Origin of the sequence: Vibrio sp. SCSIO 43097 (genome assembly GCF_023650755.1) — a bacterium.
GTDB classification, from domain to species: domain Bacteria; phylum Pseudomonadota; class Gammaproteobacteria; order Enterobacterales; family Vibrionaceae; genus Vibrio; species Vibrio alginolyticus.
Genome location: NZ_CP071840.1, coordinates 444,219 through 459,743 on the forward strand (window position 1 = coordinate 444,219; position 15,525 = coordinate 459,743).

General features: G+C 45.5%; 12 protein-coding genes. 9 read left to right on the plus strand and 3 right to left on the minus strand.

Translation table 11 applies throughout. The annotated features are described in order from the left end of the window. Positions 1-7: 7 nt before the first annotated feature. The 3 genes from uvrA to J4N40_RS02130 all read right to left on the minus strand — a co-directional run bounded on the left by uvrA (position 8) and on the right by J4N40_RS02130 (position 4,656). A complete protein-coding gene (gene uvrA, locus J4N40_RS02120) occupies positions 8-2,830 on the minus strand; it encodes an excinuclease ABC subunit UvrA (RefSeq protein WP_005381241.1) in 2,823 nt (940 codons plus the stop codon). Between the two features lie 149 nt (positions 2,831-2,979). Then, a complete protein-coding gene (galU, locus tag J4N40_RS02125) occupies positions 2,980-3,852 on the minus strand; it encodes a UTP--glucose-1-phosphate uridylyltransferase GalU (RefSeq protein ID WP_005381239.1) in 873 nt (290 codons plus the stop codon). 159 nt (positions 3,853-4,011) lie between these two features. Further along, positions 4,012-4,656, minus strand: a complete 645-nt coding sequence (locus J4N40_RS02130) for a LuxR C-terminal-related transcriptional regulator (RefSeq protein ID WP_033907423.1) — start codon at positions 4,654-4,656, stop codon at positions 4,012-4,014. A 277-nt stretch (positions 4,657-4,933) separates the two neighbouring features. Between J4N40_RS02130 and J4N40_RS02135 the strand changes: the two genes are divergently transcribed. From J4N40_RS02135 to mshE, 9 genes are all read left to right on the plus strand, one after another. Further along, positions 4,934-5,473, plus strand: a complete 540-nt coding sequence (locus J4N40_RS02135; RefSeq protein WP_005381235.1) for a single-stranded DNA-binding protein — start codon at positions 4,934-4,936, stop codon at positions 5,471-5,473. Positions 5,474-5,715: 242 nt separating this feature from the next. Beyond that, the gene (gene csrD, locus J4N40_RS02140; RefSeq protein ID WP_171346111.1) at positions 5,716-7,725 is read left to right on the plus strand and encodes an RNase E specificity factor CsrD; all 2,010 of its coding nucleotides are present in this window, start codon (positions 5,716-5,718) and stop codon (positions 7,723-7,725) included. 11 nt (positions 7,726-7,736) lie between these two features. Next, positions 7,737-9,182, plus strand: a complete 1,446-nt coding sequence (locus tag J4N40_RS02145; RefSeq protein ID WP_167415479.1) for an MSHA biogenesis protein MshI — start codon at positions 7,737-7,739, stop codon at positions 9,180-9,182. Further along, entirely contained in the window at positions 9,179-9,829 is a 651-nt protein-coding gene (locus J4N40_RS02150) for a type II secretion system protein M (RefSeq protein ID WP_005381197.1), read from the plus strand. Before J4N40_RS02145 ends, J4N40_RS02150 begins: the two co-directional genes overlap by 4 nt. Beyond that, entirely contained in the window at positions 9,822-10,154 is a 333-nt protein-coding gene (locus J4N40_RS02155; RefSeq protein WP_005381196.1) for a hypothetical protein, read from the plus strand. Before J4N40_RS02150 ends, J4N40_RS02155 begins: the two co-directional genes overlap by 8 nt. Before the next feature lie 20 nt (positions 10,155-10,174). Beyond that, the gene (gene mshL, locus J4N40_RS02160; RefSeq protein WP_250654352.1) at positions 10,175-11,815 is read left to right on the plus strand and encodes a pilus (MSHA type) biogenesis protein MshL; all 1,641 of its coding nucleotides are present in this window, start codon (positions 10,175-10,177) and stop codon (positions 11,813-11,815) included. 44 nt (positions 11,816-11,859) lie between these two features. Then, on the plus strand, positions 11,860-12,705 hold the full coding sequence (locus J4N40_RS02165) for an ExeA family protein (protein WP_250654353.1): 846 nt from the start codon (positions 11,860-11,862) through the stop codon (positions 12,703-12,705). Continuing rightward, on the plus strand, positions 12,702-13,796 hold the full coding sequence (locus J4N40_RS02170) for a tetratricopeptide repeat protein (RefSeq protein ID WP_213894243.1): 1,095 nt from the start codon (positions 12,702-12,704) through the stop codon (positions 13,794-13,796). Before J4N40_RS02165 ends, J4N40_RS02170 begins: the two co-directional genes overlap by 4 nt. Beyond that, the gene (mshE, locus tag J4N40_RS02175) at positions 13,793-15,517 is read left to right on the plus strand and encodes an MSHA fimbrial ATPase MshE (RefSeq protein WP_005381188.1); all 1,725 of its coding nucleotides are present in this window, start codon (positions 13,793-13,795) and stop codon (positions 15,515-15,517) included. The genes J4N40_RS02170 and mshE overlap by 4 nt, the downstream gene beginning before the upstream one ends. Positions 15,518-15,525: the final 8 nt, after the last annotated feature.

A 15,525-nucleotide genomic window follows, 5' to 3' on the forward strand; every position in this document is an offset into this window, starting at 1 on the left:
GTTTTTTCTACTTCAACATAGGCTTAAGGAAGTGAGCTGTGTGCGAACCCTCGATTTGCGACACATCTTCCGGAGTGCCTTGAGCGATTATCTCGCCGCCACCCTGACCCCCTTCAGGACCAAGATCGATAATCCAGTCCGCAGTCTTAATGACGTCCAGGTTATGCTCGATCACCACGACAGTATTTCCGTGGTCGCGAAGTCTGTGCAGTACAGTGAGCAACTGCTGGATATCATGGAAGTGAAGGCCGGTTGTTGGTTCATCCAAAATGTACAAGGTTTTTCCTGTATCACGTTTGGATAGCTCTCGCGCCAGTTTCACACGCTGTGCTTCACCACCGGAGAGTGTTGTTGCCGCTTGACCCAATCGTATGTACGACAAACCCACATCCATCAGTGTTTGTAGTTTGCGAGCGATGGCAGGAACTGGATCGAAGAAGGTGCGTGCATCTTCGACCGTCATTTCTAGCACTTCATCAATAGTTTTACCTTTGTAACGTACTTCGAGCGTTTCACGGTTGTAGCGTTTACCTTTACACACATCACATGGCACATAAACATCTGGTAGGAAGTGCATTTCTACTTTGATAACACCGTCACCCTGACAGGCCTCACAACGACCACCGCGTACGTTAAAACTAAAACGGCCCGGTTTGTAACCGCGAGAACGCGACTCCTGTGTGCCTGCAAACAGTTCACGGATTGGTGTAAAGATCCCCGTATAGGTTGCAGGGTTAGAGCGAGGTGTACGGCCAATTGGGCTTTGATCGATATCGATGACTTTATCGAAGTGCTCTAGACCTTTAATCGATTTATAAGGTGAAGGCTGAGCCGTTGTCGCTCCGTTAAGTTGGGTATGCGCAATTTTAAAGAAAGTATCATTAATCAGCGTTGATTTACCTGAGCCAGATACTCCTGTAATACAGCTGAATAACCCAACAGGAATTGAAAGGTTAACGTTTTTAAGGTTATTACCTGTTGCGCCTAATAGCTCAACCGTTTTTTTCGGATCTCGCGGCGTGCGATCTTTCGGTACTGCGATTTCTTTAACACCACTTAAGTACTGACCTGTCAGAGAATTCGGATTCGCGACTATCTCTTCCATGGTGCCTTCCGCAACAACATTACCACCATGTACGCCAGCACCAGGACCAATATCTATGACATGATCTGCACAGCGAATCGCATCTTCATCGTGTTCTACCACAAGTACGGTATTACCTAAATCGCGCAAATGAGTCAGTGTTTTTAGGAGTCGTTCATTATCACGCTGGTGGAGGCCAATCGACGGTTCATCCAGAACATACATCACACCAACAAGACCTGCACCAATTTGGCTTGCTAAACGAATACGTTGAGCTTCACCGCCTGATAAGGTTTCCGCACTGCGTGATAAGTTTAGGTAGTTCAAACCGACATTAACTAAGAATTGCAGGCGGTCGTTGATTTCCTTCATCACTTTTTCAGCGATTTGGGCGCGTTGACCTTCCAGTTTCAAGGAATGGAAGAATTCCAATGCATCAGCAATGCTGAGTTCAACAATCTCAGGTAGTGTCGTATCAGCAATAAACACGTTACGTGCTTCAAGGCGTAGACGAGTACCGCCACAGCTTGAACAAGATTTAGTGGAGATGTATTTCGCAAGCTCTTCACGGACAGAGTTGGATTCTGTATCACGATAGCGACGTTCTAGGGTATTCAGAATACCTTCGAATGGATGACGCTTAACGCGAATATCGCCACGATCGTTGATGTATTTAAACTCAATCTCAGTACGACCTGAGCCCTTTAGAATGACATCTTGCGTTTTCTTTGGCAGAGAATTAAAAGGGGCATGGAGGTCAAAACCATAATGATCGGCCAATGAGGTGAGCATTTGGAAGTAGTAGTAGTTCTTTTGATCCCAACCGCGAATCGCACCTTGTGCCAAGCTTAATGAATCATCTTGAATGACTCGACTTGGATCGAAGTATTGTTGAACACCCAAACCATCACAAGTGCCACATGCACCAGCAGGGTTGTTGAATGAGAAAAGTCGCGGCTCTAACTCTTGCATGCTGTAACCACATTGTGGACAAGCGAAGTTGGCGGAGAAAATAATCTCTTCACCGTCGCCATCCATTGGCGCGACAACCGCAATTCCGCCTGATAATTCGAGTGTTGTCTCGAAAGATTCGGCCAAGCGCTGTTGTAAGTCTGGACGAACTTTAAAGCGGTCTACCACAACTTCAATGGTGTGCTTTTTATGTAGTTCAAGGGTTGGAGGATCGGAAAGATCGCAAGTTTCTCCATCAATACGCGCACGAATAAAGCCTTGAGCCGCTAAGTTCTCAAGCGTTTTAACATGCTCACCTTTACGTTCTTTGACAATAGGCGCCAATAGCATCATTTTGCTGCCTTCCGGCATCTCTAGGACTTTGTCCACCATTTGGCTGATGGTTTGCGCGGCAAGAGGGGCATGATGCGTTGGACAGCGGGGTTCGCCCACACGAGCATACAATAGACGTAAGTAGTCGTAGACTTCGGTAATTGTACCGACGGTTGAACGCGGGTTATGAGAAGTAGATTTCTGTTCAATAGAAATCGCAGGTGATAACCCTTCAATGTGGTCGACATCGGGTTTTTCCATCAGAGACAAAAACTGACGAGCGTAGGCAGAGAGAGACTCTACGTAGCGTCGTTGGCCTTCTGCATACAATGTATCGAAAGCGAGAGAGGATTTACCGGAGCCACTTAGTCCAGTAATGACAATCAGTTTATCGCGAGGGATTGTAAGATTAATGTCTTTAAGGTTATGGGTTCGGGCACCGCGAACTTCTATTTTATCCATCGTTTTTGCTCTATGTATAACCAAGTGGGGCAAGTATTACATAGTGTGAGAAATGTGCAAAGAAAATTACTGGATAAAAAAACAGTAAAGTAAAAAGCCCAGCGTTGTGCTGGGCTTTCGATACAGTAATTTCGTACTAAGACGATGCTTTATACTGCTTTTTGTGTTGCGTGCTTACCTAGCTCAGAGGTTTTTTCATCTTTTAGATACAGGTTTTCAAAACAATAGTTAGTTGCTTCGATGTAACCTTCAACGCTACCACAGTCAAAGCGTTTACCCTTGAATTTGTAAGCCAACACACAGCCCGCTTTTGCTTGCTTCAGCAGCGCGTCAGTGATTTGAATTTCACCACCTTTACCAGGTTCGGTGTTTTCGATCAGTTCAAAAATATCGGGAGTCAGGATGTAGCGGCCAATGATAGCAAGGTTGCTAGGCGCCGTGCCTTTCTCTGGTTTTTCTACCATGTCGTCTACGCGGTAGATGTCGTCTTTGATCATTTCACCAGAGATAACGCCGTATTTGTGTGTTTCTTCGGCTGGTACTTCTTGCACTGCAACGATAGAACAGCGGAACTGCTTAAATAGTGCCACCATCTGAGCCAGTACGCCCTCTTGCTCGTTCACACAAAGGTCATCAGCAAGAACAACAGCAAATGGCTCATCGCCTACCAATTCTCGTCCAGTTAGAATCGCGTGGCCCAAGCCTTTCATTTCGCGTTGACGTATATAAGTGAAGTTTGCAGATTCAATGATTTCACGGATATCTACCAACAGCTCTTCTTTGTTGGTACCGCTAATCTGATGTTCCAGTTCGTAGTTCTTATCAAAGTGGTCCATGATCGAGTGCTTGCCACGACCTGTCACAATACACATGCCGTTCATACCAGCTTGGATTGCTTCTTCGACACCGTATTCAATAAGCGGTTTGTTCACGACTGGCATCATCTCTTTTGGCATAGATTTCGTTGCCGGTAGGAAGCGTGTGCCATAGCCTGCAGCAGGGAACAGACATTTTTTTATCATTGGGGGAATATCCTATCTCGTTTTTATCAAGAATCTGCGCATAACTTTAACACGAGAGGTATCAATGAATCATGAATAAAGTAGGAAAAAATGTGAGACTCGGTGCGGAAAAAAGATGAGCGACTCGTCATTTCAGTTATCAGAGCCGCTAACATTGCATCACGACATTAAGTTTTGGTCTGCCCAGGCGATTGCCTGTACTCGGTTCTTTACGGATAGCTTTTTGAATATCTGATACAAGTGCGATTTGATGGTGAATTCACTGACGAATAACTCTTCGGCCATCTGACTGTTCGAGGCGCCAGCTTGTAGGCAACGCAGTACTTGTAGCTCACGAATGGTTAGGTCTACCGTAGCTGGTGCAGTATGAGTATTAATGACATTGCGGTAATAGTGTAAAAGTTGACTGGTTACATTACGCGGCAGCCAGTTTTGACCGTTAACAATGCCTTTTAACCCTTCTCCAATTTGCTCTAGCGTATCTTCAGAATAAAACACACCTTTTAATTGACCAAATGAAAGAAGTTCATCTGTGGTTAGTCTTTTAGGCACGTTGAAGACAACGGTTTCAAAGTTTTTCCATACAAGAGGCAAGTTTTTGATCGATTGAACAAGTGATTTATGTTCACTGAAGTCTATCAGTAGAATTTTATTACGGTGTTGTGGCTTGGCTTCCATGAGTGCTTCGGTTGAAATCACCGGGATGCTCATATCAATGTACTTTTCGAGTGCCGCCACTTTTTTTTGCGCATTATCTTCCATACTGATCAGAAATAGCTTTCTTGCGTAAGCCGACTTTCTCACGTGTTCCAATCTCCCTGGGTTCAATAGAAGCCATAAACTGGCATTAAAGAGAGGCCATAACCATCGCTTTACTGAATAAATGCGTTCGAATTCAAAGCTTCACGAAACGATGTCTGCAACGCGAATCAAAAATGCTACACACGTAAGTTGAAATACGATTTGGGTTCTAGAGGGTGACTCAATAGATCACAATGGTATTAGACTTTAATCAAAACATTAAAGCGTGCTATTCTAATGCGCTAAAATTTTATATATCCAGAGTGAAACGGAGCACATCATGGCCAGCCGTGGAATTAACAAAGTTATTTTGGTGGGGAATCTAGGTAACGACCCTGAAATTCGTTACATGCCGAATGGCGGTGCAGTAGCAAACATTACTATTGCGACTTCTGATTCATGGCGTGATAAAGCGACTGGCGAACAGCGCGAAAAAACGGAATGGCACCGTGTTGTGTTGTTCGGCAAACTTGCGGAAGTAGCAGGTGAGTACTTGCGTAAAGGCTCTCAAGTCTACATTGAAGGGCAACTGCAAACTCGCAAATGGCAAGATCAAAGTGGTCAAGATCGCTACTCAACTGAAGTCGTTGTTCAAGGCTTCAATGGTGTGATGCAAATGCTTGGCGGTCGTGCTCAAGGTGGCGGCGCACCTATGGGCGGTCAACAGCAGCAACAAGGTGGATGGGGTCAGCCTCAACAGCCAGCTCAGCAGCAGTACAATGCGCCTCAGCAACAGCAACCACAACAACAGGCTCCGCAGCAATCACAGCAGCAGTACAATGAGCCACCAATGGATTTTGACGACGATATCCCGTTCTAAATTCTGCTTATGCTTGAATCGAAAAGGCCGCGAATATCGCGGCCTTTTTTATTGTCGCAATCTAATGATCTCACAGGCTTATCTTGGCAAGGTTAGGCGTAACAATAAAACTTATCAATGAGTGTGATTTTCTTTATGCTCCAGCCTCTCACTATCAGACTAATCCGATTGTTTGATGAACTCTTATCAAGTATAAATATTTCAATAAGGTATATGATGAATAAAAAAGGAATTTGGTATTCATGAGGTATACCCCAACTCTTAAGTTAAGCACACGGCTGGTGGCCTTCGTCACCATGATCGTTATCTGCGCCATGTTTATCTTGTTTGTCGGTGGCACCCTCTCTTTTAAACGTCTTGGGCAGGAATATCTCACCCATTATTTAGAAGGGATCGTAGAGGTGGTCGACAAGGAGATGGAAGATCCTGACGCCGCTTATTCTATGCAGCGCTGGATGCCGAAAATGCTGCAGGCTTCCAATATTGTCGAAATGACGTTGTCGACCAACAACGCCGTTGTTTATCGCTTCAAAGATACTTCTCATCAAATGGAAGCGTCAGTCTTGTTTGAGGCTGAGTACCAGTTGACTCACAATCAAGATTACACGATTCACTTTAAAGCAATTCCCCCTTACTTAGGTTACAGCTACTCAATGCAGGCGCTTTGGTCGATCACGCTTGCCGTTATATTGATCATCTTCTGCTTAATGCGCGGCGTGGCATGGCTTAAGGAACAATTAGAAGGCTCCGAAATGCTCGAAGAGCGAGGCAGAATGATCCTGGCTGGTAGGGTGGAGCAGTATGCCAAAGGTGACAAAAAAGAATGGCCTTACACCGCCAGTGAAGCGCTCGATGTATTAATCGAAGAGTTACAAGATGCGCGTCAAGAGCGAAGCCGATTTGATACCTTTATTCGAACTCAAACCTTCCTTGATAAGCTAACCGGTACCGCTAACCGAGTGTTATTTGATAGCAAGTTGGAATCGGCGTTACTAGAAAGTGGGGCTCGCGGCGCCGTGTTGCTAGTTCGTATTCAAGACTGGAAACTGGTTGAAGAAGAGCAAGATAAGCAAATTACGGATGAGTTTATTGTTGAAGTTGGGAGTTTATTGTCCAATTTAGTTCAACGATACCCAGATGTTGTATTTTCCCGTTATTACGATGCTGATTTTGCGCTTTTTCTACCGCACCAAAGTGCGAAAGATGTGGCTAACCTCGCCTCGCAATGCATTCGCCAGTTAGAAAAGTTAATGCCGCCAGAGCCACTTGATCCAGACAACTGGTGCCATATTGGCATCACCACTTATAAAGAAGGTGAGCGACACAGCCAAATCATTGATGAAGCCGAGACTGCTTTGCGTAGTGCGCAACTACAAAATAACAATAATTGGAGTCGCTTCAAAAAATGGAACCACGATGAAGAAGCTCGCGGAAGTGTGAGATGGAGAACGTTATTTGACACAGCACTTACACCTGAAAGTGTGATACTCTACGCACAATCTGTGCATCCAATAAGTGACGCGACGCATAAAAAATCATTATATGAAGAGTTAACATGTCGGATTCGCGATCCTGAGAATGGGATTGTTAAAGCGTCTCGGTTCATTTCTGCGATCAGACAGGTTGGTTATGAAGCGCAAATGGATAAGTCAGTTATTAATAAATTCTTAAGAGAGTTTAAGGATAATTTTGATAACTCAAGATCGTATGCGCTCAATTTGAATGTAACGCCATTTTCTAACCGAGAGTACTTTAAATGGTTTCGTGATGAACTCTTACAGTTGTCACGTGAGCAGAGAAAGTGTCTCAGTTTTGAGTTTGTTGAAGCACAATTTGTAAGACACTTAGACTTTATGCGACCAGTCGCTAAAATGCTGGCCGGTTTGGGGTGCCACTTAATGGTTGGGCAGGCTGGGCGTACCATCGTCAGCACTCACTATTTAAAAGAAGTGGACATTCGTTACCTAAAACTTCATCGCAGTTTAGTAGCAAAAATCGACCAACGACATGAAAACCAGCTATTTGTCCGCAGTATGCTAGGTGCGGCGGCAAACAGTAAAACTAAAATTATAGCAGTGGGAATTGAGAATCAGAACGAGCTCAACACATTAGTTGAGCTCGGGGTTTATGGTGGGCAAGGGCGTTACTTTTCTGCGGAGCAGCAGTTTCTTCCTCGTCCCCAAGCGTTGCCGAATTCTCAATCAGAATCCCAAGTTAAATTGGGAAGACGAAATCGCTGGCGGAAAAAATAAAGATAATAATCATGGATTTCAAAGCACTATTCGACAAGCTTAAGCGATCATCTAGTGGTGGTCGCTCCTGCTTTTTGGTTATTCAGCCAGACGCCGTTTATTTATCATCTTCAATCAAAAGTAGTCGTCCATACCAATTTGATATTTCTGAGTCCAATTGGGAAAAAGCTGTTGAGCAAGCATTGAGCGTTGCAGCGAGTGCGTATGATTCATTAACGGTTGTTCTTTCTCATAACTATTACCAGATGTACCAAATCGACAAACCGGTCATGCCGCGTCAAGAATGGCCAGCCGCATTACCGTTTTTGTTGAAAGAACTGATCTCTGAGCGCGCCATCGACATTATTGCCGATGCGGTCGAGTTACCGAATTCAACCAAAGTGCAAGCATACGTCTTATCGCGAAAAATATTGGATAAGATTGTGTTACTGGCCAGCCGAGCCCAGTTACCATTAGAAGCCATTCTTCCTGAAGACGATATTTGGGGAGAGACTGCGGGTGAACTAGGAAACTTCCTATTATTACAACGCAGTGTGCGTGGTCATTTCCGTATAAGCGCTTTTGTTGAAAATACTATTGCGTTCCACCGCTCTATTCGCAGTGTGACGCCACCGTTAACGGGGGTTCCGTCTAGCGATTTACAGATGGACAGTCTGTCGTTAGAACTGCAACGTTCGATTGACTATCTTTCATCTCAGTTACGCCACGTGCAATTACATCAATTGAAAGTGTGCTGTGATGAAGAGGATGAGAGCGAGCTTGTTCAGGCTCTGAACTATCGTTTAAGTACTAAGGTTTCACCGTTATTACCACCAGAACATGAGCTATCAGGACATGTTTTGGCTGACACTGCGGCTACTTCAAATACTCGACGCGTCAACTTATATCCCGATTACTTAAAGCCGAAAAAAGAGCTCCTGACGCTAAAAAATATCGCGTTATCTTGGGGCGTTGCGGCGGCTGCAATTCTATTTTCTTACGGTTATGTCACTTGGCAGAGCAGCGGTTTGGAAGATGAGATTGCTATTGTAAAAAGTAAAGGCGATATCATGAAGTCAGAGCTTGAACGTTATCAAGTCAAGCTACGTAAGCATCAACCTGACAATAATAAGCTGGCAGCTAAAGCCCGCTTAGAGCGTGAAGTCAAGGCGAAGCGAGACTCGCTTAAAGCTGTCGGGAAATACGATGACTCGCAACGCACGGGTTACTCTGGCGTGATGCAATCATTAGCGAAGCTAGGAAACCAAGAAATTTCTTTGTCCGAAATTCGAATCAATACCCATACCTTAGACCTGAAGGGACTAGCGAAAAAACCGAGCTCAGTGCCAAATTGGGTCAGCCAATTTAAAAATGAAATTAGCTTGGTTGGCCGAACGTTTGACGACGTCAAAATAGGTCGAAATGATAAGGATATTGTGACGTTTGAACTAAAAACGCGCGAGGATAAAGAGAAATGAACGAATTCTGGCTCTCATTAGAAGGGCGCTTTGGCGAAATGAGTACGCGTGAAAAAGTGCTCACTGCATTGTGCGGTTTAGTTGTCGTGATCATGTTGCTCTTTACGCTGGTATTGGAGCCAAAGCTTAACGAGATCATCAGTAATGAGAGGCAACTAAGTAATTTAAAGCAAGCCAATCAAAAGATTGAAATCGATACGCTACGTATTCAGGCGCAACTTAAGAAAGATCCAAATGCTGAGATTGATCGCGCGATATCTAATCTGTTAGCTGAGAGTCAGCATCTTTCGATGCAATTAGCGGAGATCATCGAGCATCTTATTACACCTTCGCAAATGGCTGAGCTGCTTGAAAATGTGTTGGAGCAGCAAAGTGGCATTCACCTTTTATCTCTGCAAACCTTGCCATCTGAGCCAATAACGGAAGATAAAGAAGCATCGCAATACTCTGGTTACTACGTGCATCCTGTTCGTATGGAACTGACTGGTGACTATTTTTCTATTGCTAATTATCTGAATAAATTGGAGAGCCTTCCTGCGAGTTATTACTGGCGCAGCTTTAGTTATAAAGTCGAAGAGTACCCGAAAGCGAAGCTTGTGTTAGAAGTCTACACACTAGGATCTAGAGAGGAGTTTATTGGTGGTTAACAAACTCATCATCTCATTGCTTGTTATGGCAGCGGCAGGAACCGCTTGGGCAAACCAAGACCCAACGGCCCCACTTGGTTGGGAAAAACCAGCGGTTGAAACGTCAGCGAAACCAAAAGTTAAACGGTATCGACTGCCTAAGCTCAACAGTATTGTGTGTAAGCCAAGTACTGATTGTATCGCGATTATGGATAACAAACTTGTCGAAAAAGGCGAGCTATTTAAGGGTTATCGCGTCGCGAGCATTAATAGTGAATTTGTAACTTTAAAGCGTGGTAACCGTCAGTGGGACCTAGAGCTTTTTGATTTAAACGTAAAACAATAATAACCAGAGCCCGATCAGATATGCGCAAATTAGTTGTAGGAATAGCGATTGCTTCTTTAATGGGATGTTCAATGGGTCATCGGAATCCAGTGGAAGTTAAAGAAGCGCTCAATGAATCGATCAATCAAGCGAACAGCCGCACATTGGAAGAAATCCCTTCTTCTGTTGAGGCAGACTTGATGCCAAATTTAGACTCGAACGTTGCATCAGAGCAAGGCACCTCGAAGCGTTTTCGTATTCAAGCGAATGCGGTCGATGCAAGAAGTTTTTTCGCCTCATTAGTGAAAGGCACAGAGTACAGTGTGGCGATTCACCCATCGGTACAAGGTAATATCACCGTCAACTTGTCAGATGTGACATTGGATGAAGTTCTGAATGTCGTACAGAATATGTATGGCTATGACGTGGTGAAGTCTGGCAAAGTTATTCAAATCTACCCAGCAGGTATGCGTACGGTGACCATTCCAGTCGATTACCTGCAGTTCAAGCGTTCTGGTCGCTCATTAACCAGCATTGTTACGGGCTCTGTAACCTCGGCTGGTACGTCTAATTCTGGTAGTAGCTCAGACAGTTCTGACTCGTCAGACTCTAACAATGGAAACAACAACGATAGCTCGACCACATCTACGGGCGGTACACGCATCGAAACCATCACTGAAAGTGACTTCTGGCCGATGCTGCAGCAAGCCGTTGCGAATCTAATTGGTTCAGGCAAAGGGCAAAGTGTGGTTGTAACGCCACAAGCGGGAGTTATTACGGTTCGAGCATTTCCAGATGATATTCGCGAAGTACGCGAGTTCTTAGGTGTATCGCAGGAGCGCATGCAGCGCCAGGTCATTCTTGAAGCTAAAATCCTAGAAGTGACGTTGAATGATGGCTACCAACAAGGCATCAACTGGTCAAACTTATCGGCGTCAATTGGTAACTCGGGTAGTATCGTAGTCAACCGCCCTGAATCGGCATTACCACCATTGGATGCGATTGGCACGCTATTGGGCGGTCAAACCAACGTGACTATTTCGGATGGTAACTTCAATGCCGTGTTGAGCTTTATGTCTACGCAAGGTGACTTGAACGTCCTTTCGAGCCCTCGTATTACCGCTGCCAACAACCAAAAATCTGTCATCAAAGTGGGTACCGATGAGTACTTTGTTACCGAGCTATCGAGCAATGCAGGCAACGGTGAAAACTCAAATGCAGTTCCTGAAGTAGAACTGACGCCATTCTTCTCGGGTATTTCCCTCGATGTGACTCCGCAAATTGATAACAAAGGCAATGTGTTCCTGCATGTTCACCCCGCAGTTATTGAAGTCACGGAAGAAGTGAAGCAATTGAACTTGGGCGGAGATTTCCAAAACATCCAACTGCCATTAGCGAAAAGCTCTATTCGTGAATCAGACTCGGTTATTCGTGCTAAAGATGGCGATGTTGTGGTTATCGGCGGGTTGATGAAACAGCAAAATCGTGAGCTTGTTTCTAAAGTCCCATTTTTGGGCGATGTACCAGCACTGGGGCATTTGTTCCGCAACGTAAATAACGTAACTGAGAAAACAGAATTGGTCATCTTGCTAAAACCGACCGTAGTTGGCGTGAACTCTTGGCAGAAAGAGCTAGAGCGCTCTCGTGAGCTGCTGCAAGAGTGGTTCCCAGATGCGCAATAAGCGCTGGGAAAGGTTCTGTTTTTCAAAAGGTTTGTGATTCGAGTATGTACTTGTCACACTTTGGATTCCGAGTTCAGCCTTTTTCGTTAACCCCAAATGCAGAAATGTTCTTGGGGTTAGTCCCTCACTATGAGGCGATCCAAACCATCCTAGCTGCCGTGCAAATGGGAGAAGGGGTGATTAAGGTGACGGGAGAAGTCGGCACTGGAAAAACCATGGTATGCCGTAAGCTGATCGAGCAGATTGAATCTGAAGTTGAGCTTATTTACTTACCCAATCCAGTGTTGAATGGGGAACAGTTGCAGTTTGCTGTCGCCAGAGAGTTGGGTATCGAGAACGATGATCCGCTGCGTATCGTTTCCCTCATTCAAGAGCACTTGATTCAAGTACACTCCTTGGGAAAGAAAACCGTCTTGATCGTTGATGAAGCGCAAGCTCTTTCCCCACAAGCTTTAGAAACATTGCGTCTATTTGGCAACCTAGAAACGGAACAAGATAAGCTCATTCAATTGGTGTTATTCGGACAACCTGAGTTGGATGAAAGATTGGCTAACCATGAGCTAAGGCAGTTTCGTCAACGCATTACGTTTAGCTGCCAGTTACGTCCTCTCTCTATCGATGAAGGCGTGGCTTACATCAATAATCGTTTAGATAAAGCAGGTAATGGGGCACACATTTTTTCTATTGAACAGAAAAAAGCGATTTGGCGTTCATCCATGGGGATTCCGCGCTTGATAAACCAAATTAGCCACAAGTCGTTGCTTGCTGCATTTAATGAGCGTTGCACACTATTGAAAAATCATCACGTTTACGCCGCTATGCACGATACGTTTGATGCCCGTAAACCTAAGTTTAAAACACCCGTATTTTGGGGATGGAGTCAACCTTGAGTGCCATCAATAAAGCATTATCAGAACTTGCTGAAAAAACATCGCCGTCAGAGCTTACTCGTGCGGAGATTCCAAGTGTCTCACGCAGTAAACCTTGGCTTTGGCTTGTCGCCGGTTTTTCGTTAAGCCTTGCGGTTGGTAGCTGGGCGGTCTCTCGCGGTCCTGTTCCTTCAGGCGAGCTATCACAGTTTCAAACCGACGCTATGCCACTGTCGTCTGTGAATGTCTCACCAATTGTTTCATCGGAGCGCACTCACTCGCCAACGAGTAAAATGACGCCCGATACAACTCAAGTGGTTTACACCAAACCAGCCACACAGCCGGTAGCGCAACAGCCTCACATGCAAGAGACTGATAGGTTCACGCCAAGATCTGAGATAAATACCGCCTCTGAAGAGGCAGTTTTACTCGCGCAGTTAGCAACGATGTCGAGCGAGGAACAATACGATCCCGTAACCCACACGACATCAGAAAACAGCTCAATGCGTATTGAGCAGGTTGAGCTTACACATCGTCAGCTTTCTCTTAAGGCAGTTAGTCGAGCGGAAAAGGCACTCGATGCTAACGATATGCAAACGGCGTTATCGGCTTATGCCGAGGCGTTGCGTTATGAGCCAATGAATGCAGACACGCGTCAAAAGTTATCAGCGTTGTACTTTGGTAAAGGTGACACGCGTAAAGCATATGAGATTATTCAAGAAGGCATCAACCTAGATACGAACAATCAAGTACTCCGCTTGGCCTTGTCTAAGTTGTTAGTGAAAGCTAATCAACCTGAAGCGGCGCTGAGCCCGCTTGTTCATTTGCCTCCAGTACCAAGTCGAGATTACTTGGCGATGCGTGCGGCATTGGCACAAAAACACAAGCAAAATGACATTGCGCTTGAGAGCTATCAACTCCTCACTCAGCGTGAACCGGAAAACGCGCGCTGGTGGTTAGGTTTAGCTATTCAACAAGAGCGTGCCCTGGCTTTTACTACCGCGATCAACTCTTACAACCAAGCTCTGGGTAAAGTTGGCATTTCGAATCAATCGCAAGCATTTATCCGTGACCGTTTGAGCATCTTGAAAGAGTTGGAGAGCGCACAATGAAAATTCAGTTGAGAAAACGCTTGGGCGACCTTCTGGTAGAGGAAGGTATCGTCTCTGAAGAACAAATCCAGCAAGCACTAAACGCACAACGCAGTACCGGGCAGAAGCTAGGGGATGCGTTAATTGACCTTGGCTTTATTACCGAAAAGCAAATGTTGGACTTCTTGTCTCAGCAGCTTGGTTTGCCACTGATCGATCTTGGTCGTGCACCTGTGGATGCCGAAGCCGTGCAGATTCTACCTGAGGTACACGCACGTCGCTTACGTGCGATGGTCGTTGCTCGAAATGGGGACACACTGCGCGTTGCTATGAGCGACCCAGCGGATTTGTTCATCCAAGAATCATTGATGAACTTGTTGGGCCAATACAACCTTGAGTTCATTGTGGCTTCAGAGCGTCAGCTCATTTCAAGCTTTGACCGCTATTACCGCCGTACTAAAGAGATCGCCTCCTTTGCTGAGCAGCTGCATGAAGAGCATAAAGATGTACAAAGCTTTGATTACGGTATTGATGAAGCCGATAGTGAAGAGGTTACCGTTGTAAAGCTGGTTAATTCCATGTTTGAAGATGCGGTACAGGTTGGAGCTTCGGATATTCATATTGAGCCAGACGATCAAGTATTGCGTTTGCGCCAGCGTATTGATGGCGTATTGCATGAAACGCTCTTAAATGAAGTGAACATTGCATCGGCTTTGGTTCTTCGACTGAAGTTGATGGCACACCTAGATATTTCTGAAAAGCGCTTGCCACAAGATGGCCGATTCAATATCAAAGTTCGTGGCCAATCAATTGATATTCGTATGTCGACGTTACCAACGCAGTACGGAGAATCTGTGGTAATGCGTCTGCTTAACCAGTCCGCTGGTTTGCGTCCGTTAGAAGAGTCGGGCTTGCCGCCAGACTTGCTTGCTCGCTTACGTCGACAGTTGGCGCGTCCGCACGGCATGATTTTGGTTACCGGGCCGACAGGTTCAGGTAAAACCACCACGCTTTACGGCGCATTGAGTGAGCTCAACGAACCTGGGAAAAAGATCATTACAGCAGAGGACCCGGTTGAATATCGTCTGCCTCGCATCACTCAGGTACAGGTTAACAGTAAGATCGATCTAACTTTCTCGCGTGTTCTTAGAACCTTTTTACGTCAAGACCCAGACATAATTCTTGTTGGTGAGATGCGTGATCAAGAGACGGTAGAAATTGGTCTGCGAGCTGCACTAACGGGGCATTTAGTATTGAGCACTCTCCACACCAACGATGCTGTCGACAGTGCGTTACGCATGATCGATATGGGGGCGCCGGGTTACTTGGTTGCTAGTGCGGTCAGAGCCGTGGTGGCGCAGCGTCTTGTGCGCCGAGTTTGCCCAGATTGTAAAACAGAAGACCACTTAGATGAGTCTCGCCAGCAGTGGTTAGCTGGGCGTTTCCCAAATCAAGTTAGCACCATTTTTTATAAAGGCGCAGGTTGCCAAAACTGTAACTTGACTGGTTATCGAGGCCGAATCGGTGTGTTTGAAATGCTCGAACTTGAGCAAGAGATGATGGATAAATTGCGCGCTAATGATGCGGTTGGCTTTGCGCAAGCCGCGCGCCGCTCAGAAAACTATAAGCCACTGCTTGCTTCTGCAATGGAACTGGCGCTACAAGGCACCGTCAGTTTGGACGAAGTGATGACCCTAGGTGAGGGTGATGCTTCTGGTAAGACTGATCCCATTTTCATATAGGTAAGTGA

What these genes read in the sequence shown, in the direction of transcription:
- uvrA (WP_005381241.1), bottom strand. Translation starts at nt 2,830, where the DNA reads ATGGATAAAATAGAAGTTCGCGGTGCCCGAACCCATAACCTTAAAGAC.
- galU (WP_005381239.1), bottom strand. Translation starts at nt 3,852, where the DNA reads ATGATAAAAAAATGTCTGTTCCCTGCTGCAGGCTATGGCACACGCTTC.
- J4N40_RS02135 (WP_005381235.1), top strand. Translation starts at nt 4,934, where the DNA reads ATGGCCAGCCGTGGAATTAACAAAGTTATTTTGGTGGGGAATCTAGGT.
- csrD (WP_171346111.1), top strand. Translation starts at nt 5,716, where the DNA reads ATGAGGTATACCCCAACTCTTAAGTTAAGCACACGGCTGGTGGCCTTC.
- J4N40_RS02145 (WP_167415479.1), top strand. Translation starts at nt 7,737, where the DNA reads ATGGATTTCAAAGCACTATTCGACAAGCTTAAGCGATCATCTAGTGGT.
- J4N40_RS02150 (WP_005381197.1), top strand. Translation starts at nt 9,179, where the DNA reads ATGAACGAATTCTGGCTCTCATTAGAAGGGCGCTTTGGCGAAATGAGT.
- mshL (WP_250654352.1), top strand. Translation starts at nt 10,175, where the DNA reads ATGCGCAAATTAGTTGTAGGAATAGCGATTGCTTCTTTAATGGGATGT.
- J4N40_RS02165 (WP_250654353.1), top strand. Translation starts at nt 11,860, where the DNA reads ATGTACTTGTCACACTTTGGATTCCGAGTTCAGCCTTTTTCGTTAACC.
- mshE (WP_005381188.1), top strand. Translation starts at nt 13,793, where the DNA reads ATGAAAATTCAGTTGAGAAAACGCTTGGGCGACCTTCTGGTAGAGGAA.